Source organism: Ruegeria atlantica (genome assembly GCF_013032455.1).
GTDB classification, from domain to species: domain Bacteria; phylum Pseudomonadota; class Alphaproteobacteria; order Rhodobacterales; family Rhodobacteraceae; genus Ruegeria; species Ruegeria atlantica_B.
The window spans coordinates 64,936-83,583 of record NZ_WQCF01000008.1 but is presented as its reverse complement, the minus strand read 5'-3'; the positions used below and the strand labels follow the sequence as shown (position 1 = coordinate 83,583).

Sequence of the window (18,648 nt, the reverse complement as noted above, 5' to 3'; positions counted from 1 at the left end):
GCCTTTACCCTTTGCGCTGAAACTCCCACGCCCCGTCCGCGCGGCGCGTCCGTGTAACAGCTCCAATGTGGTAGAGATGGTTCAGATGTGCAACCGCCTCGACCAGCGCCAGCCCATACTCGCCCTCACCGATCTGGCGTTTGAACAAAGGTACAAAGCAATCGGCGGCGGTTTTGGGCGTGTCGAGGAAATCCTGCAAGCGGTCCAGCGCGCCGTGGTGATTGTCGATCAGTTGTTTCATGCGCAGCGGCAGGCCGGTGAACGGCAGTTTATGCCCGCCCAGTGCCAGATGATCCGGGCGTGCCAGACCCTTCAGCCTCTCACACGCCTCAAGCCATTCGGCCACCGGATCGGCCATCGGTTCGGTGACATAGACACCCAGATTGGGGCTGATCGAGCTAAGAATCTGATCCCCGGTGATCACCAGATTGTCGTCGCGGCTCCAAAAGGTTGCATGCTCAGGCGCATGGCCATTGCCCATATGCACGTCCCAGTCCCGCCCTCCCATACGGATCACGCTGCCCTGTTTGATCCGGGTAAAGCCCAGAGGCATCGGATACACAGTGTCACAGAAATTGAACGGGCGCTGAGTCATCCGCTTGGCGAGAAACTCGGCGTCCATCCCGGCGCTGCGATAGTAATCCAGTGTTTCTTGTGGCCAGCTTTCCTGCACGTCCAACTGCAGCATCCGCGCAAACAGCCAGGCGGTGCGGGTCGTGACCAGCTCGGCGCCATGCTCTGACTGGAACCAGCCTGCATTGCCGATATGGTCGGGATGGTGGTGGGTGACCACGACGCGCGTGATCGGCTTACCCGCCAGTGGCCCTTCCATCAGCTCTGCCCAGATGCGGCGGGTCTTGTTCGAAGACATGCCCGTATCGATCACCGTCCAGCCATCGCCGTCATCCAGCGCGTAGATGTTGACGTGATCCAAGGCCATGGGCAGCGGCAGACGCATCCACAGCACCCCTTCGGCAATCTCAACCGCCTCACCCTGTGCCGGAGGCTCGGGCCAAGGATACCGAATCGCCAAAGGGGAATCTCCGTCCATTAGGCCACGAACTCCTCAACGCTGAGGGCGTACAGGTCATCCGCGCCATTCTGCGCCTGCGCCAATAGACCGGCATATTCCGGCAGCAGCGCATTGATGTAATACCGCGCCAGCTTGAAACGCGGGCCGTTGGGTTCGGCCTGCGCCGCCTTCAGGTGGTAGTGCGCGCCCAGAACACGGGCGAAGGCGTGTAGATAGGGAACGGCTCCGGCAAAGCGGGCGTTCATATCGGACTGCGCCACGATCCATTCTGTGGTTTCGCGCAGGCTTTCCGTGGCCTCCCAGACCGGGCCAGCCAGATCCGGCAGAGTGGCGCGAGCCTGTTCGGCGTGATCCTCGATCTCATCCAACAGGCGGGAGGCCGCTTCGCCCCCGTCCATCATCTTGCGCGCCACAAGGTCCATGGCCTGAATGCCGTTGGTACCTTCATAGATCGCAGTCACACGCACATCGCGGTAATACTGCGACGCACCGGTTTCCTCGATGAACCCCATGCCACCGTGCACCTGCACACCCGTTTCCGAGACACGAATACCGGTTTCAGTCCCGAATGCCTTGCAGATCGGGGTCAGCAGTGCCGCACGCGCGCTCCATTCAGCGTCGCCGGTGGCGTTGGCCATGTCGATGGCCGCAGCGTTGGCCAACATGATCGCCCGCGCGGCAAAGGTATCGGCGCGCATGCTCATCAGCATCCGGCGCACATCTGCATGGTCAATGATGGTGCCCGAGGGCGTCTTGCCCTGCTTGCGCTCCAACGCATAGGCCAGCGCGTGCTGATAGGCACCTTCGGCAGCACCCACGCCCTGACCGCCAACTCCCAGACGGGCATTGTTCATCATGGTGAACATTGCGGCCATACCGCCATGTTCCTTGCCCACAAGCCAGCCCTTGGCGCCATCATATTGCATCACGCAGGTTGGCGAACCGTGCAGACCCATCTTGTGCTCGACCGAAACCACTTTCAGATCGTTCGCCACGCCCGGGTTGCCATCTTCATCCGGTAGGTATTTGGGAACCAGGAACAACGAAATCCCTTTGGTTCCGGGCACCCCATCCGGCAGGCGCGCCAACACCAAATGGCAGACATTCTCGGTAAAATCGTTATCGCCCCACGAGATGAAAATCTTCTGACCCGAAACCGAATAGGTTCCGTCCCCATTTCGTTCCGCCTTTGAAGACAGTGCACCCACATCGGAACCAGCCTGAGCCTCGGTAAGATTCATAGTTCCCGACCATTCACCAGACATCAGCTTCGGCAGGTAAAGCGTCTTCAACTCGTCGCTTGCGTGATGTTCCAGCGCCTCAATCTGGCCCTGCGACATTAGCGGCGCCAGTTGCAGGGACAGGCAGGCGGCCGACATCATCTCGTTCACTGCGCTCGTCAGTGCCATCGGCAGGCCCATGCCTCCATGCTCCGGATCCCCGCTCATCCCGATCCAGCCCCCTTCGGCGATGGCTTTCCAACCATCGGCATAGCCCGAAGATGTCCGCAACACGCCGTTTTCCATTCGTGCAGGTTCCAGATCGCCGGGACGCTGCAACGGGGCCATCACCTCTTCGCACATCTTTCCAGCCTCGGTCAGGATCGCGCTGACCACATCCTCGCTGGCTTCTGAGAATTTCTCGGTCGACGCGATCTGATCGAATCCAACAACGTGGCGGAACAACAATTCGTAATCGGATATGGGCGCGCGGTATGGCATGGCTTTCCTCTGGACTGTCTGTGCGGCTTTTCGCGGTTGGGGTTGGAAATTGCAACGCCCACCTTTAAGCATCCTTGATTAATCGAAAACGTAACCGGCCACATGTCACAAGCAATCAAAACGCGGCGTCACAACAAATGATCCCCAACGGCACATTGGAATTAACCGCCGACCCAAGCGGAATCGCTCAGGCAGCGGATCTGCTGCGACAAGGCCTGCTGGTCGCCTTCGCCACCGAGACGGTCTATGGCCTTGGCGGTGACGCGCGCAATGGCGAGGCCGTGGCCAGCATCTATGCCGCCAAGGGTCGACCCAGCTTTAACCCATTGATCGCGCATGTGGATTCAATCGAGTCCGCACAACGGTATGTGGAATGGTCCGACCCGGCCGAGGCATTGGCCGCCGCGTTTTGGCCCGGCCCTCTTACCATGGTACTCCCATTGCGCGACGGGCACGGGATTTCACCTCTGGTCACGGCAGGGCTTGATACGCTTGCCGTACGCGTGCCCGCACACGGCACCGCCCGCGCGCTGCTGTCGTCGCTTGATGGGCCGGTGGCGGCACCCTCGGCCAACCCCTCGGGGCAAATCAGCCCAACCACCGCCGAACATGTGCGCGCCGGTCTGGATGGCCGCATCGCCGCTATTCTGGATGACGGCCCCTGCGGTGTAGGACTGGAATCAACAATCGTCGGGCTGGCTGGGGAACCGTCTCTGCTGCGCCCCGGAGGTGTGGCGCTGGAACAGATCGAATCCATTCTGCATGCGCAGTTGCACGTGCATCAGGCCGGAGACTTGCTGACCGCACCGGGTCAATTGCAATCGCATTACGCACCGGATGCCCCTGTCCGGCTAAATGCGACCAACGCGCAGGGTGATGAGGTTCTGCTAGGGTTCGGCTCGGTTGCGTGCGATCTGAACCTGTCGGAAAAGGGCGAATTGACCGAAGCTGCTGCGAACCTGTTCTCGGCCCTGCATACGCTCAACACCACAGGCCGCCCTATTGCGGTAACCCCGATTCCAGATCATGGTCTGGGCGCTGCCATCAACGATCGCCTTCGCCGAGCAGCAGCACCGCGCGACAGTTGATCAGGCGCGGCCAGCGCTGGCCGACAGGGTCAGGGGATCGACACCCAATGTGGCCAAAGCGGCCTCCCATTTCTCATCATCGGGCACATCGAACACCAGATCCGAGGTCGCCTCGGTAGTCAGCCAGCCATTCATAGCGATCTCATCCTCTAACTGGCCGGGACCCCAACCAGAATACCCAAGCGCCAGAGTGGAATTCAAAGGCCCTCGGCCCGAAGCCAGGTCTTCCAGCACATCCATTGTCGCAGTCATGCTGAAATCATCCGAGATTTTCATCGAATGCAGGTTGGCGTCGTAGTCCGCGCTGTGCAGGACAAAACCGCGCGACATCTCGACTGGGCCGCCAAAATGCACGAGGCGTTCACCCACGACAGGGATACGGCAAGCGATATTCAGTTGGCTCAGCAGTGTTTTGATCCGCAAGTCCGACGGCTTGTTGACGATCAGACCCATCGCGCCATCGTCTCCGTGGCTGCATATGTAAACCACCGAATGATCAAAACGCGGATCACCCATACCAGGCATCGCAATCAAAAGTTTTCCGGTCAGGTCCATGGAATTACAACTCTTGCTTCGTCCGCCTCTCAACAATGACCCCGGCAGGTAGGGATTGGCAAGGGATCAGGCCATATTTCACTAGATTTCATCCGAGTGACCGGAACGTGACTTGGAATCGCGGTTCGGAACGCGCATTTATATGGGTATGAAGCGTTTACTAAAGTCGTCTGCGGCCGTCCTGACCGCCTGTTTCGCCCTGACCGCCCCTGCGCACGCACAGGCGTTGGACGGGGTTGTGCAATTGGATGTCCTCGATGGCGGGCGCACCGCCAGCGGCACCTACTTGGGCGCGTTGCGGTTGACGCTAAAGGACGGCTGGAAAACCTATTGGCGCGCGCCCGGTGACGCCGGTATCCCGCCGCAGTTTGACTGGAACGGCTCGCAAAATGTGGGCGATGTGTCGATTACATGGCCCGCGCCCGAGGTGTTTGTGCAGAACGGCCTGCAATCCATCGGCTATACGCATCAACTGGTGTTGCCGGTCGAAATCACGCCCTTGAACCCTGCGAAACCCGTGCGGCTGCGCGGGGATATGGATCTGGGCGTCTGCAAGGATGTCTGCATTCCCGAACGTCTGGATTTCGACCATACGCTGGACGCCGACGCAGGCCGCAACCCGGCCATCGCTGCCGCCTTGGCGCAGCGCCCCTATTCCGCGAAAGAGGCGCGCGTAACCGCCGCCACCTGCCAACTGACCCCGACCTCGGACGGGATGCACATCGAGGCTCGTGTCACCATGCCCTCGGCGGGTGGAAACGAAATTGCGGTGATTGAACCGGGCAATCCGGTGCTCTGGGCCGCGCCACCCAAGACAACACGGCAGGGCGATACCCTGGTGGCGACGTCGGAAGTGATCAGTGCCTCGGGCGCGACTTTTGCGCTGGATCGGTCTGAGATCAGGATCACGGTTCTGGGCGCCAATCACGCCGTGGACATTCAGGGCTGCAGCGCGGGCTGAAGCATGGAGAAATCCCCAAAGATCGGCGCGCTGGCCGTAGTTGTGCACGACGCCAAGGTGCTGTTGGTGCAACGCAGCAAACAGCCCGACGCGGGGCTGTGGGGGTTTCCCGGTGGTCACGTGGAATGGGGCGAAACCGTCATGCAGGCCGCGCAGCGGGAACTGCATGAGGAAACCTCGGTCATTGCCGAACCGCTGCACTACCTCGATAATCTGGACCTGCTACGACACGGCGAAGACGGCGCAGTGCAGTCGCATTACCTGCTGGTCGGGGTCGCCTGTCACTACCAATCGGGAAGCCCATTGGCCGGAGACGATGCACTGGATGCACGCTGGTTTCCCGTTGAACAGATTCGACAAGGCGATCTGCCCATGAGCAATCGTGTCACTGATCTGCTGGAAACAGCTCTGCGCAGCTGCTAGGCTGCGCGCCCTCGGATGCGCACGTAAAGCAGGCTGGACAGCACGATGCTCAACAACAGGATCGGCAGCGCCCCGGCGACAAAGGCAACCAGCCCCATGCGCAGCGCCGCGACACTTTCTTCGCCCCCATAAAGCTCTGACAGCACACCAATCGGAGCACCGGCAGACATCGGCCAGACCATTGTCACTCCGAACCATAGCAACAGCGCCAGCCCGGTGGCCGTCACTGCACCTTGCACCATCCGATCCGGCGCCCGCAGCGCCCGGCGCATCGCCGTCATCGGACGCGACAGGTCATTCAGAATGGCCAGCAGCGCGGGCACCAGCAACAGCACCAAGAGCATTCCGAAGCCGAGCCCGTAAACCAACGTGATCACCGAAGGTTTGAGGAATTGCGCCTGCTGCGAACCCTCATAGAGAAGCGGTGTCAGCCCCAAAACCGTGGTCAGCGTCGTCAGCATGACCGGTCGCAACCTGTCCGCCGTACCCTCGACAATCGATGGCACAAGCCCACGCTCTTGTTGATAGGCGTCGATGGTGGTGACCAGCACGATCGAGTCGTTGATGATGATCCCGGTCATCCCCAACAGACCGATCACGGTGAACATGCTTAGTGGTACATCCCAGATGTAATGGCCCCAGATCGCACCCACCAAACCAAACGGAATGATCGCCATAACCACCAAAGGCCGCGTCCAGCTGGCAAAGACCCAGGCCAACACCAGATAGATGCCAGTCAAGCACAGGATCAGGCCTGTGCGTGCCTCGGTCAGGAATTCATCCTCTTGCTCGCTCAGACCCGCCATCTGCCATTCGACCTGCCGTTCGGCGGCGATATTGGGCAGGATTTCGTCACTCAAAGCCCGGGCAATTTCTGCTGCACGGGCCGGATCATCCTCTGAAATGTCGCCGATTACAGAAATCACCCGCAGGCCGTTTTCACGCCGCACGGCCGAGAAACCCGATTTACGCTCGACCGAGACGATATCGGCCAGCGGAACATAGACCCCGTCCGGCGTGCGCATCAGGGTGCGTTCCAGGAAATCGGCGGTCAACTCACCCTCGGGCAGTTCCACTCGGATTTCAGAGCTACGCGGGCCGTCGGGGAAGGTCGCGGCCTCGATCCCGTTCAACCGGTCGCGCAACACACGGCCCAGTGTTTCGATGCGGAAGCCCAGCGCCTGCCCCTTGGCGGTCAAGTCCAGAATGAAATCTTCCTTGTCATAGGCCAGATTATCCTCCAGCGCTGACACTTCGGGGTATTTTGACAGCTCGGCCTGCAAATCCTCAGACGCGGCCTTGAGCGTATTCACATCAGAGCCGTAAAACTGCACGTCAATCGCATCGCCGCCGGGACCCGAGCGCCAGCCACGGAAGGTCAGCAGTTCGACCTTGGGATGGCGCGGCACGAAGTCCTGCAATTCGCCTACGAATTCAAAGCTGGAATAGGGGCGCAGGTCGGCGTCGATCAACTCGATTGAAATCCCGCCTAGAAGATCCTGATCCTTGCCCTCTGCCGCGGGCGGATTGAACCATCCGGCGTTGCCACCGACCTCGGCCAGGACATAGTCGATCGGGTTGCGACCATGGCGTTCTTCGTAAATCTGGCCCAGTTCTTCGGCGGCGCGTTGGATTTCGTGCATCATAGCAAGCGAATCTTCGCGAGTAGCGCCTTCGGCCATGATGAAATTTCCGGTGACCGAGCCACGTTCAGGCGCGTTGAAGAACCGCCAGTTCACGTCACCTTTTATGAATAGCGCTAGCTGGCTGGCCAGTATCACCACCATTACCGCCACGACCACATAGCGCGCCCAGACAACCCAGGCGATCAGCGGGCGGAACAAGTGATCCCGCACCCAGCGGAAGCCACGATTGACTACGCGGTTGGGCCAGTCATACCAATGTTCCTTGGCCGAATGCGCGATGGCATGGGCCATGTGGTTGGGCAGGATCAGGAAACATTCAATCAACGACGCGATCAGCACCGCGATTACCGTAAACGGGATGTCATAGATCAGCTCACCGAACCGACCGCCAATTGCGGTAAGGCCGAAAAAGGCAATCACCGTGGTCAGTGTGGCGGCAAATACCGGCATCGCCATCCGGCGCGCCGCTCGTTCGGCGGCCACAACAGGGGCCTCGCCCAGCCGTCGCGAGCGGAAATCGGCGTGCTCGCCTACGACAATGGCATCATCCACTACAATGCCCAGCGTAATGATCAGCCCGAACAACGAAATCATGTTGATCGACAACCCACCGATATACATGAACGCAATCGCAGCAGACATCGCCACCGGAATACCCGCAGCAACCCAAAAGGCGATGCGTGCGTTCAGGAACAGAAACAGCAAGCAGACCACAAGGCCCAGACCTACCAGCCCATTGTCGACCAGAATATCCAATCGGTCGGTGATTGCCTGCGCACGGGTCCGGATCAGTTCGATCGTCACGCCTTCGGGCAGGATGGCCTGAAGCTCAGCCACCACTTCCTCGACCGTGCGCTGTATCTTGATGGCATCACCTTGGTTCGAGCGGTCAACGCGCACGGACATGGCCGGGTTTTCGCCCACAAAGTAACTGCGGTTGCGATTAACCCCTTCGACCCGAATAGTTGCCACATCGCCCACGTACAGCTTGGAGCCATCAGCGAAATTGCGCAGAGCGATGCCCTCGATCTCTTCCGGCGTACGTTTTTCGGTGCCGGTGCGAATGCGAGCATTGGCCCCGGTAACGTCACCCGCCGGGTTGGCCATGGCCTCGGCCGCGATGGCCTGAGCAACCTCGTTCAACGTGATGTCGTTGGCGATCAGTTGCGCCGTCGGCACCTCGACGACCACGCGCGGGGCGGCAACACCCCGGATCGTGGTACGGGTCACGCCAACCGCGAACAGACGGGTTATCAATTCGTCGGTGAACTTGGCCAGTTGGTCCGGGTCGACCGGGCCTGTCACGACCACATCCGTCACCCGATCCCGCCACGCCCCGCGCCGGATCGAGGGTTCTTCGGCATCCTCGGGCAGGTTTGTCACGCCATCGACAGCGGTTCGAACCTCATCTACGGCGCGCGACATGTCCCAGTTGGGTTCGAACTCAAGCCGGATGCTGGCGCGCCCTTCGCGCGAGGTCGATGTCGTGCTGGCCACCCCTTCGACCGCCAACAGGGCCGGTTCCAGCAATTGCACGATACCGTTGTCCACGTCCTCTGGACCGGCACCGTCCCATTCAACGTTCACGTCAACACGCTCAAGGATCACGTCGGGGAAAAACTGCGCTCGCATGGCCGGGATCGAGGCTGCACCCAGAACCAGCATCACCAGTAACAAAAGATTGGCCACCGTCCGATGACGAGTGAAGTAGCTGAGAATACCGCCCGCCGCTCCGGGGATTTCGCGCATCATGGCGCTTACCCTCCAGCCCGCGTCTCGATACTACGCACCAGTGAGGCAGGAACCCTGGCCTCGCTCAGTTGCCCCAATACGCGGGCTTTGACGTCCTTCGGCATCTGATCGCTGGCTTCAACCTGCGCCATCAGCTGGGCGCGCTGTTCCTCGGACAGTTCAACCATATCGGGGTCTGCACGCGCCTCGACCCGCAGTGGCCTCACCCGGACCCCGCCGCCCAGCAAAGGCGTCCGGCCCACCACCACTTCGCGCCCGGCCAGTCCCTGCCCACGCAGCAGCACCTCGTCGCCCTGACGACGGATCAACTGTACCGGCAACGCTTCGAGCCGGTCATCAGGGCCCAACACCAGAACCGTGCCCGCTGCATCCAGAACCGATGCAGGCAGACGCACAACATTGTCCAGCGGTTGTTCCTCGACCGTCACAGTGACAAAATCGCCGGGTTTGAACCCCGGTGCGTCATCCAAGCGGGCATAGATCAGGCGACCTGTCTGCCCCTCGCCCGCCGATCCGCTATCACGGCTGATACGCCCTGTGGCCGTCAAATCCGCACCTGTCACCTCAAGGGATACCGTGACTGGCGCGTCGATCAATTTACCCTCGGCGTCCAACAATCGCACGAACTGCGCCGTTGAAACTCGGAATGCGACCTCAAGCGCGTTGGGGTCAACAAGTTCAGCAAGCTTTTCATTCGCAGATACCAGACGCCCTTCGACCAAAGTCACATCGGTCAAAGTTCCGCTAAATCGCGCGCGAACCGTCATGTCATCCAGATCACGTTCAGCGGCCTCAAGTGCAATCCGTGCGCGGGCCAGCAATGTTGTGGCCTGATCCACCCGGGATTCCGCCTGCGCCAGCGCGATGCGGCGGGCCAGAACCGCTTGCTGGGCCGCCGCTTCGGCCAGTTCCGCCTCTTCAACGGCAGCAGGCGTGCCCACCCCACGGCTCTGCAAGTCCTTCTGGCGCTGCAACGCTCGCCCTCGCAAACTCGCCTGCGCCTCGGCCGAGTTCAACTCGTCTTGCGCCAGCAGCAGCGAGCGTTCGGCATCGCGTTCTTCGAACTGAGCATCCAGAAGATCGGATTTGGCCCGATCCAGAGCCGATTGTGCGTCGGCCGGGTCAAGCTCAACCAGAACCTCGCCTGCCGCCACGACACCGCCATCCTCAAAGTCATCTGCCAGAGTGATGACACGTCCGCCCAGCGCCGCGCGCAACTCTAATCGGCGGCGGCTTTGCACTTCGCCAAAGGCTTCCAGATAGGGTGTTACGGTCTCAAGCTCGGCGGGTTGAACACTAACGGCAAAAATACGTTCGCGCGCTTCCGGAGGCTCGCTTTCGCGGTTCAATGCCTCTTGCACTGCGCTGGTGACCAGTTGCACCGCAACAAATACCAAGGCCAGCGTCAGAAACGCCAGAAAGATACCTACAAGGCTTTGCCTCAGAAATCGCATCAATCACTTACCCCGGTCGCATCAGGCTGCTACGTGCAAAAGGTAGCCGCACCTAGAAAAATGCCAAGCCACAAAGCGGTTACGAACTGTTATACGCGCAACCAGTCTACTTCCGTCGCAGATGTTCGTCCAATCGGGGCATTATTTCCACAAAATTGCAGGGTCGGTGGCGGTAATCGAATTGTTTTTCCAAAATCCCGTCCCAAGCATCCTTGCAAGCACCTGGACTGCCTGGCAGTGCGAATAGGTACGTCCCTTGCGCCACGCCGCCCGTGGCACGGGATTGCACGGCGGATGTACCGATCTTTTCCATCGAAATGATGGTGAATACGGTGCCGAATGCCTCGATTTCCTTTTCATAGACATCCCGGTGCGCCTCGACCGTCACGTCGCGACCCGTCAAACCGGTGCCGCCGGTCGAGATCACAACGTCGATTTCGGGATCGCTAACCCACAGCTGCAACTGCGCTGCGATTTCATTGCGCTCATCGCGGATGATCTTGCGATCGGCCACCGCATGGCCCGCTCGTTCGATCCGATCCACCAACGTCTGGCCGGAGCGATCCTCGTCCAGCGACCGCGTGTCCGAGACCGTCAGAACGGCGATCCGGACCGGAATGAATTCCATGCTTTCGTCAATGCGCGACATGTAGCGTCAGGCCCTTTCCATGATGGCAAGTCGGACGGCGAGGGCGGTGAAAATCCCCCCGGTCACCCAGCCCATAATACGCGAGGCGCGCGGGTTCGAGATCAGAACCTTTCCCGCACCGCCGGCAAAAATACCCACCAGCCCATTCACTACGAAGCCACCCAGGGCGATGATAACACCGAAGATCAGGAACTGCGGTAGGATTGGACCAGTGTCAGGGTTTACGAATTGCGGGATAAAGGCCAGAACGAACAGGATGACCTTGGGATTGGTCAGGTTCACAATCATCCCGTCGCGAAACGCGTGACTTGTGGGCTTTTCCGGTGCTTCGGCGGACACCGCCCCGTTCCGGATAGCCCCCCAGGCGAGGTACATCAGATAAGCTACGCCCATCCAGCGGATCACGTCGAACAGCCACGGCAAGCTGTTTACCGCCGCACCCAGACCCAAACCGGCAAGCAAAACGTGGACCATCAACCCCAGAGAGATACCAGCACTTGCCACCAACGCCGGTCGGGAACCAGAGCGCAAGCCCTGACCAAAGCAGAACATCATATCGGCGCCGGGGGTGAAATTCAGCGCAAGGGCTGCCGGAATGAATGCCAGCAGAGTGACCGTTTCTATCATAAAGTGACCTCGAACCAGTTTACCTTGGGGCCCAGATTGGCGATCTGAGTACGACCGATTGTGCCGCGATAACCCCAGCTGTCATGGATATGGCCGCACAGCGCATATTGCGGCTGCAGCCGTTCCACCGCGTCGCGCACGGCAACCGAGCCGACCGCGTCACCCATCGACGTGACATCGCCATGCCCTTTGGGCGGCGAATGCGCGATTAGAATGTCGGCAGCATCGCACCGGTCCAGTAGTTCTGCAGCCTCGGCATCCGTCATGTCGCATGACCAGTCGCCAAAGGGCGTGACCGGTACCCCGTACCCCAAACCGAACAGGCGCAGACCATCAACCGTCATCCCGGTACCATGCAACACGTGCACGCCCTCGGGCGCGGCATCAGTCAACTCTCCGGCGCTTTCGGCATTTCCGGGCACCAGCACCAGCGGTGCCGTGATACCTGACAGCATCTCCATAGCTGCACCCAAACCCTGCCGCATGTTGCAGTAATCTCCGGCACCGATCACCAAATCGGCCTCGGTGCTGGCGGCGACGACCTCGGCAGCGCGGTTGCGTGCCATATGCAAATCGGAAAACGCTAGGATACGCATCACGTGCCCTCCAACCGAGCTTTCAGTTCCAGTAGATCGGCCCAAGCCTGCCGCTTCATCTGCGGCTGGCGCAGCAAATATGCGGGGTGAAACATCGGAATCACCGGCAAATCCAGCGCCTGTTCCCACTTCCCGCGCAACCGGGTGATACCACGTTTGCCCAACACCGCCTGACAGCTGATATTTCCCATGATCACCAGGACCTCGGGCTTGGCAAGCGCTACATGCCGTTCCAGAAACGGCTTCATCATACCGATCTCTTCCGGTTTGGGGTCGCGGTTCTGTGGCGGCCGCCACGGTAGGACATTAGTGATATAGACGTTCTGGGTGCGATCCAGATCAATTGCCGCCAGCATCCGGTCCAGCAATTGCCCGGCCCGTCCGACAAAGGGCTTGCCCTCGCGGTCTTCCTCGCGCCCCGGAGCCTCACCAATGATCATAACTTGCGCGCCCGGTGTGCCGTCGGCAAAGACCAGTTGCCGTGCACCTCGTTTCAACTCGCAATGCTGAAACGCGTCCATCGCCGCGCGCAGTTGATCCAGCGATCCGGCACCATTGGCTGCAGCTTTCGCTACAACAACCGGATCCACCTGCTTGGGCTTTTCCGGAGCAGTCTGTACAGCGGCAGGCTTTTTGACTTTGGGCGCGGTATCGGGCAACGCATAACGGTCAATCGGCGCGTTGCCGATTGCATCCGTTGCGCCCAGTTCAATCTGCCATTCCAGAAGCGCCCGCGCAGTATGATAATCCAAAGCCGATTCCATACCCCTCAATCTAACCACCTTTTGAACGAGGGAAAGCGAATAGGGCTTGATCGGGCGACCCGTCGCACCGAGCATTGAGCTATTCATGCTGATAACTTTGCGATTCCTCCTGATTACTCTGCTGCTGATCACACTCAGCGGCCCTGTCTTTGCGCAACTCTTCGATCGCAACGGCCAATGCCGCGCCGGACAAGTTCAGTGCGGCGCAAGATGCTGTTCAGCCGGACAACGATGCAGCTTTGACGGCCACTGTATTCCCTTGGGAGGAACATATTGCGGCGGTGGGCGCACCTGCGGACCGTTTGAACGCTGCGTGGCCGGAGGAACGCGGTGTGCACCTGCCGGCGCAAACAAGTGTACCTCGCGTCTGGATTGCCCGGGAGGAACCTTCTGTAACGCGCGGGGCGAATGCGAACGCACCTCGCCTGTGTTTGACCCGAACACGGCGACGCAAGGCTTGCCCACGCTTTGCGACGATGGCCAGTCCTGTTCGGCGGGTTCATCCTGTTTGCCGGGCGGAGGATGTACGCGGTCGGGCTGGTTCCTGTGCGAGGAAACGGGCTCGCAGTGCCGTCCCGGTTTCAAATGTTCCGAACATCAGGGCTGCGTGCCAATCAAGGCTGTGGACTGCGGCAATGGCAAGTGGTGCAAACCCGGCGAGCAATGTCTGCCAGAAGGCGGATGTGAGAAACTGCCCTAAGGATCTGATCCTTAGGTTGCCTTGACCCGCGCAGCTTCCTATAAGCGGCCCGATTGTCAGACAGGAGCCCGCCAATGCGTTTCGCCCATCGTCACCTTCTTGGCATCGAGCACCTGTCGCAGTCCGATATCACCGCCATTCTTGATTTGGCCGAGAAATATGTCGACATGAACCGCCAGTCGACCAAGCATTCTGATGTGCTGTCGGGACTAACGCAGATCAACATGTTCTTTGAGAACTCAACTCGCACGCAGGCCAGTTTTGAGATTGCTGGCAAGCGGCTGGGCGCGGATGTAATGAACATGGCGATGCAGGCCAGCTCGATCAAAAAGGGCGAGACCCTAATCGACACGGCAATGACGCTGAACGCGATGCATCCAGATCTGCTGGTGGTGCGGCATCCGCATTCCGGCGCGGTCGACTTGTTGGCGCAAAAAGTGAACTGCGCCGTGCTAAACGCGGGCGATGGCAAGCACGAACATCCAACGCAGGCGCTACTGGATGCGTTGACCATTCGCCGTGCCAAAGGTCGCCTGCACCGACTGAACATCGCCATTTGCGGCGATGTCGCGCATTCCCGCGTGGCCCGCTCGAACCTGATCCTGTTGGGAAAGATGGAAAACCGAATTCGCCTGATCGGCCCACCTACACTGGTGCCCGGCCACTTTGCCGATTTCGGTGCCGAGATATACGACGACATGAACGAGGGCTTAAAAGATGTCGACGTCGTGATGATGCTGCGCCTTCAGAAAGAGCGGATGGATGGCGGCTTTATTCCATCCGAGCGCGAATACTACCACCGCTACGGTCTGGACGCCGCCAAGCTGGCACAAGCCAAGCCCGACGCCATCGTCATGCATCCCGGCCCGATGAACCGGGGTGTCGAGATTGACGGCACGCTAGCTGATGACATCAACCGATCCGTCATTCAGGAACAGGTTGAGATGGGCGTCGCCGTTCGAATGGCTGCAATGGAACTGCTGGCCCGCAACCTGCGCGAGGCCGCATGAACGATCTGGCCGTAGCCCCTCATGAACATGGCGTAATCCGCCTGTTCGCGCTGAACATGCGCCCGGAAGAGGCGATGTTCCTGCGCGAACCCGGTGCCGCCGATCAAGTTCTGGGGGTCGCCGGGCTGGATATGAATCAAATCGATGTCTTCCCTGTTTCCGACCTCGAAGATCTTGGGCTGTACGGTTATCTAAATGAAGGCTGCGGTGTGTCGGCCGACCAGCTGGATCGCATTGCGCTTGACGCTATAACAGGTTGGGTCATGGTGGTTCGCAGCGCAGCCTTTGGTGGGCGCGCGGCCACTCTGATCCCTGACCGGCGGCTGCACCTTTTTGGCCCTTTCACCGAAGAGGCGACCAACTGGACCGGTGGACCAATCGCAACCGAAAGCGCGAAACCGTACTCGGCCCCTCAGACCGCACCGCAAGACGATAAACCCCGCCGCATCGGCTCGGCCTTTCTGGCGCTGGTGCTCCTTTTGGCCATCGGAGGTGCACTGTGGCTGATCCTGTGACTTTCGCTCCTGATAAAGGGGCCTATATCCGCACCAACGCATGGATGGCCGCCGTGGCGATGGCGGGGGCGATGATCGTTCTATGGCTAATCGGCAACCCCTATCCCTGGACCGGCGCACCTGCGGGTCTTGCCGCCATAGGCATTCGCGCATGGTATCTGGCCTCGGAAGAACTGGTCGCCACATGGGAAATGACCGAGACCACCCTAACCGGCCCCGGCCCCCGCAAGGTCGCGCTGAATCAGATCAAAGCAGTCAATACCATGGGCAGCTTTGTCCAGATCGTCACCAAAGGCGGTGACAAACACCTGATCAAATACCAGGCGGACCCAGCCGCCACCAAGGCCGCAATCGAAAGGGCGATTGGATGACGGATTCCAACGACGATTGGTGGCAATCACAAATTCCCAAGGATGAAGAAGTTTTGTGGTTTAGCCAGCCTGATCAGACGTTTTTCCCGTCGCGCTTCAGACATCTGTACAAGAGTACGATCGTTCTGACTGTAGGGTTGTGGCTTGCCAGCCCTTGGATCATTGAAACACCCTGGGACTTTTGGAAGCTGCTTCTTTGCACGGGTTTCTTTGGTTTCGTGCTCTTTGGAGATCGCTATACCCGAAAGTCTCGCTACTACGTAGTGACCTCGCAAAACGCTTGGGAAATCAACAAGCACATCAAATCGAAAAACCTGACAATCGATCGCTTCCTCCATTTCTCAGAAAAACGCGAAGGAGTGGCCTTTGACGGCCACCCGTATTTCTCGTTTGAGCACCTATTGAACCCGGATGCCGCGTTGAAGGCATTGCACCAAGCCCAAGAGGCCACGAAATGACTGACGCTCTTTTCACAAACGCCCGCCTGATTGACCCGGAATCCGGCACCGACAGCCTGGGTTGGCTAAACGTGAGCAATGGTCGGATTACCGCGCGGGGCGATGGAGATGTCCCCGCGTCGGATGCACAGATCGTCGACTGCGGCGGCCAGTGCTTGGCGCCCGGCATTGTCGATATCGGCGTAAAGGTCTGCGAACCGGGCGAGCGCCATAAGGAAAGTTATAAATCTGCCGGTCTGGCGGCGGCAGCCGGGGGGGTGACCACCATTATCACTCGCCCCGATACCAGCCCCGCCATTGATACGCCGGAAAGTCTAGAGTTCGTCACCCGCCGCGCGCAGGCGGATACGCCGGTCAACGTGCTGCCAATGGCGGCTTTGACCAAAGGCCGTGATGGCCGTGAGATGACCGAGATCGGCTTCCTGCAGGATGCCGGAGCGGTTGCGTTTACCGATTGCGACCATGTCGTGGCCAATACCAAGGTATTTTCCCGCGCCCTGACCTATGCCCGCTCATGCGGCGCACTGGTTATCGCACACCCGCAGGAACCCGTTCTCAGCGCCGGAGCAGCCGCCACCAGCGGCAAGTTCGCCACCCTGCGTGGATTGCCTGCCGTCTCGCCCATGGCCGAGCGGATGGGTCTGGACCGTGACATCGCTCTGCTAGAGATGACCGGCGCCAAATACCATGCCGATCAGATCACCACCGCACGCGCCCTGCCCGCGCTGGAACGGGCCAAGCGCAACGGGCTGGACATCACTGCGGGAACCTCAATCCACCACCTGACGCTGAATGAAATGGACGTCGCCGATTATCGCACATTCTTCAAAGTGAAGCCGCCGCTGCGGTCCGAGGACGACCGTCAGGCGGTGATCGAGGCGGTGCGGACTGGACTTATCGACATCCTCAGCTCCATGCACACACCTCAGGACGAGGAAAGCAAGCGCCTGCCGTTTGAAGAGGCGGCCTCGGGCGCAGTGGCACTGGAAACACTGCTGCCAGCGGCTCTGCGCCTGTATCATTCGGAGCAGCTGGACCTGCCGACCCTGTTCCGGGCCATGGCGCTGAACCCGGCAAAACGACTGGGGCTCGACTGCGGTCGCCTGACCGAAGGTGCACCCGCCGATCTGGTGCTGTTCGACCCGGATGTGCCCTTTGTGCTGGACCGGTTTTCGCTAAAATCAAAATCGCAGAACACACCGTTTGACGGCCAGCGGATGCAGGGTAAGGTCACAGCAACTTATGTTGCAGGCCAAGAAGTTTACCGGAGATCCTGATGCCCCCCTTCGACAGTTCGATAACCCAGCTTATCCTCTGGGCCGCGCTTGGTTATCTGATGGGCTCGATCCCTTTTGGCATGATCATTGCCAAGGTCATGGGGCTGGGCAATTTGCGCAATATCGGGTCCGGCAATATCGGCGCGACCAATGTTTTGCGTACCGGCAACAAGGCCGCGGCTGCACTGACACTGATATTCGACGCAGCCAAAGGCGCGGTGGCCGTGCTGCTGGCGCGCGCATTAGCTGGGGAAGACGCCGCCCAGATTGCCGCATTGGCCGCGTTTCTGGGCCATTGCTTTCCCGTCTGGCTAAGCTTCAAGGGCGGCAAGGGTGTGGCTACCTTTCTGGGTTTGTGGCTGGCACTGGACTGGCGCGTGGGCGTGGCGTGCTGCCTGACGTGGTTGGTGGCTGCCGCTATCTGGAGGATTTCGTCCCTCGGAGCACTTCTCGCTGCAGCCTTTTCGACCATCTGGGTCATTGTGCTGACTGATGGCTCTACCTTCTTGCTGGGCATTATTTTGACCCTGCTGGTCTATTGGCGCCACAGCGCCAATCTGGCCCGGATCAAGGCAGGCACCGAGCCAAAAATCGGCCAGTCTTGAGCGCACCTGACTCTTTCCTGTCTGCGTTCTTCGCCATCCCGTCGGGATCATCGACGGGGCAGAGCAATGGCCGTCGCTACATTGTCAGCCGGTCAGAACAGGTTTCGGGCAAATCCCACAAATTGGTCGCGCACGAATTGGGCGGAACCGACTACATCAGCCTCAACCTCTATCTGACACGCGACAGCGGAGCTTTGTTGAGGCCATGCGAGATGTCTTCAGAAAAAGTCATCGACTTCGTGCTGGCATTTAAGCCCGACGAATGACCCCACTTCGCGCATTTTTGAACAGCCCCTCTTTGTATCCGCACAATCACAATTGATTGCTTTGAACGTGATCAAAGCGCTGCCCAGTTAGGGATCGTACCGGGCAATTGCCGCCCGGACATAACAATCTCAACGGGATACCACAGCGCAATTTTCTGCGTCATTCGGTATCTCAGT

General features: G+C 59.7%; 19 protein-coding genes. 10 read left to right on the top strand and 9 right to left on the bottom strand.

Features of this window, described 5'->3' with window-relative positions:
• Nucleotides 1–4: 4 nt before the first annotated feature.
• Nucleotides 5–1,051, bottom strand: coding sequence for an MBL fold metallo-hydrolase (locus GOW93_RS14550; RefSeq protein ID WP_170385661.1), 1,047 nt, complete (start codon nt 1,049–1,051; stop codon nt 5–7).
• On the bottom strand, nt 1,051–2,754 hold the full coding sequence (locus GOW93_RS14545; RefSeq protein WP_170385659.1) for an acyl-CoA dehydrogenase: 1,704 nt from the start codon (nt 2,752–2,754) through the stop codon (nt 1,051–1,053). Before GOW93_RS14545 ends, GOW93_RS14550 begins: the two co-directional genes overlap by 1 nt.
• Nucleotides 2,755–2,891: 137 nt before the next feature.
• Between GOW93_RS14545 and GOW93_RS14540 the strand changes: the two genes are divergently transcribed.
• On the top strand, nt 2,892–3,842 hold the full coding sequence (locus GOW93_RS14540) for an L-threonylcarbamoyladenylate synthase (protein ID WP_170385655.1): 951 nt from the start codon (nt 2,892–2,894) through the stop codon (nt 3,840–3,842).
• On the opposite strand, the gene GOW93_RS14535 is transcribed toward GOW93_RS14540, so the two are convergent.
• Nucleotides 3,843–4,397, bottom strand: a complete 555-nt coding sequence (locus tag GOW93_RS14535; protein ID WP_170385652.1) for a YqgE/AlgH family protein — start codon at nt 4,395–4,397, stop codon at nt 3,843–3,845.
• A 148-nt stretch (nt 4,398–4,545) separates the two neighbouring features.
• Between GOW93_RS14535 and GOW93_RS14530 the strand changes: the two genes are divergently transcribed.
• Nucleotides 4,546–5,358: a protein-disulfide reductase DsbD domain-containing protein gene (locus GOW93_RS14530; RefSeq protein ID WP_170386148.1), complete on the top strand. Its 813-nt coding sequence runs from the start codon at nt 4,546–4,548 to the stop codon at nt 5,356–5,358.
• A 3-nt stretch (nt 5,359–5,361) separates the two neighbouring features.
• Nucleotides 5,362–5,781, top strand: coding sequence for an NUDIX hydrolase (locus tag GOW93_RS14525; RefSeq protein WP_170385649.1), 420 nt, complete (start codon nt 5,362–5,364; stop codon nt 5,779–5,781).
• Here the strand turns inward: GOW93_RS14525 and GOW93_RS14520 are convergent.
• The 6 genes from GOW93_RS14520 to GOW93_RS14495 form a co-directional block, all read right to left on the bottom strand.
• Nucleotides 5,778–9,179 (bottom strand): efflux RND transporter permease subunit, encoded by a 3,402-nt coding sequence (locus tag GOW93_RS14520; RefSeq protein WP_170385647.1) that lies wholly within the window; start codon nt 9,177–9,179, stop codon nt 5,778–5,780. The genes GOW93_RS14525 and GOW93_RS14520 overlap by 4 nt on opposite strands.
• Nucleotides 9,180–9,184: 5 nt before the next feature.
• Complete coding sequence (locus tag GOW93_RS14515) at nt 9,185–10,633, bottom strand: efflux RND transporter periplasmic adaptor subunit (protein WP_170385644.1); 1,449 nt, start codon at nt 10,631–10,633, stop codon at nt 9,185–9,187.
• Between the two features lie 106 nt (nt 10,634–10,739).
• Nucleotides 10,740–11,282, bottom strand: coding sequence for a molybdenum cofactor biosynthesis protein B (gene moaB, locus GOW93_RS14510; protein WP_170385641.1), 543 nt, complete (start codon nt 11,280–11,282; stop codon nt 10,740–10,742).
• Between the two features lie 6 nt (nt 11,283–11,288).
• Nucleotides 11,289–11,909 (bottom strand): LysE family translocator, encoded by a 621-nt coding sequence (locus GOW93_RS14505; protein ID WP_170385638.1) that lies wholly within the window; start codon nt 11,907–11,909, stop codon nt 11,289–11,291.
• Nucleotides 11,906–12,505, bottom strand: coding sequence for a metallophosphoesterase family protein (locus GOW93_RS14500; RefSeq protein ID WP_170385635.1), 600 nt, complete (start codon nt 12,503–12,505; stop codon nt 11,906–11,908). Before GOW93_RS14500 ends, GOW93_RS14505 begins: the two co-directional genes overlap by 4 nt.
• Nucleotides 12,505–13,269, bottom strand: coding sequence for a uracil-DNA glycosylase (locus GOW93_RS14495; RefSeq protein ID WP_170386145.1), 765 nt, complete (start codon nt 13,267–13,269; stop codon nt 12,505–12,507). The genes GOW93_RS14500 and GOW93_RS14495 overlap by 1 nt, the downstream gene beginning before the upstream one ends.
• 774 nt (nt 13,270–14,043) lie before the next feature.
• On the opposite strand from GOW93_RS14495, the gene GOW93_RS14490 reads away from it, so the two are divergent.
• Genes GOW93_RS14490 through GOW93_RS14460 form a run of 7 tightly spaced genes read left to right on the top strand, consistent with a single transcriptional unit; the run spans nt 14,044 to nt 18,471 of the window.
• Nucleotides 14,044–14,979, top strand: coding sequence for an aspartate carbamoyltransferase catalytic subunit (locus tag GOW93_RS14490; RefSeq protein ID WP_170385632.1), 936 nt, complete (start codon nt 14,044–14,046; stop codon nt 14,977–14,979).
• Nucleotides 14,976–15,494 carry a hypothetical protein gene (locus GOW93_RS14485; protein WP_170385629.1) on the top strand — a complete coding sequence of 173 codons (519 nt, stop codon included), beginning with the start codon at nt 14,976–14,978 and terminating at the stop codon, nt 15,492–15,494. The genes GOW93_RS14490 and GOW93_RS14485 overlap by 4 nt, the downstream gene beginning before the upstream one ends.
• Nucleotides 15,479–15,865 (top strand): hypothetical protein, encoded by a 387-nt coding sequence (locus tag GOW93_RS14480; protein ID WP_368039678.1) that lies wholly within the window; start codon nt 15,479–15,481, stop codon nt 15,863–15,865. Before GOW93_RS14485 ends, GOW93_RS14480 begins: the two co-directional genes overlap by 16 nt.
• A complete protein-coding gene (locus GOW93_RS14475; protein WP_170385626.1) occupies nt 15,862–16,323 on the top strand; it encodes a hypothetical protein in 462 nt (153 codons plus the stop codon). The genes GOW93_RS14480 and GOW93_RS14475 overlap by 4 nt, the downstream gene beginning before the upstream one ends.
• The gene (gene pyrC, locus GOW93_RS14470) at nt 16,320–17,600 is read left to right on the top strand and encodes a dihydroorotase (protein ID WP_170385623.1); all 1,281 of its coding nucleotides are present in this window, start codon (nt 16,320–16,322) and stop codon (nt 17,598–17,600) included. The genes GOW93_RS14475 and pyrC overlap by 4 nt, the downstream gene beginning before the upstream one ends.
• The gene (gene plsY / locus GOW93_RS14465) at nt 17,600–18,205 is read left to right on the top strand and encodes a glycerol-3-phosphate 1-O-acyltransferase PlsY (protein WP_170385621.1); all 606 of its coding nucleotides are present in this window, start codon (nt 17,600–17,602) and stop codon (nt 18,203–18,205) included. The genes pyrC and plsY overlap by 1 nt, the downstream gene beginning before the upstream one ends.
• Nucleotides 18,202–18,471: a hypothetical protein gene (locus GOW93_RS14460; RefSeq protein WP_170385618.1), complete on the top strand. Its 270-nt coding sequence runs from the start codon at nt 18,202–18,204 to the stop codon at nt 18,469–18,471. The genes plsY and GOW93_RS14460 overlap by 4 nt, the downstream gene beginning before the upstream one ends.
• Nucleotides 18,472–18,648: the final 177 nt, after the last annotated feature.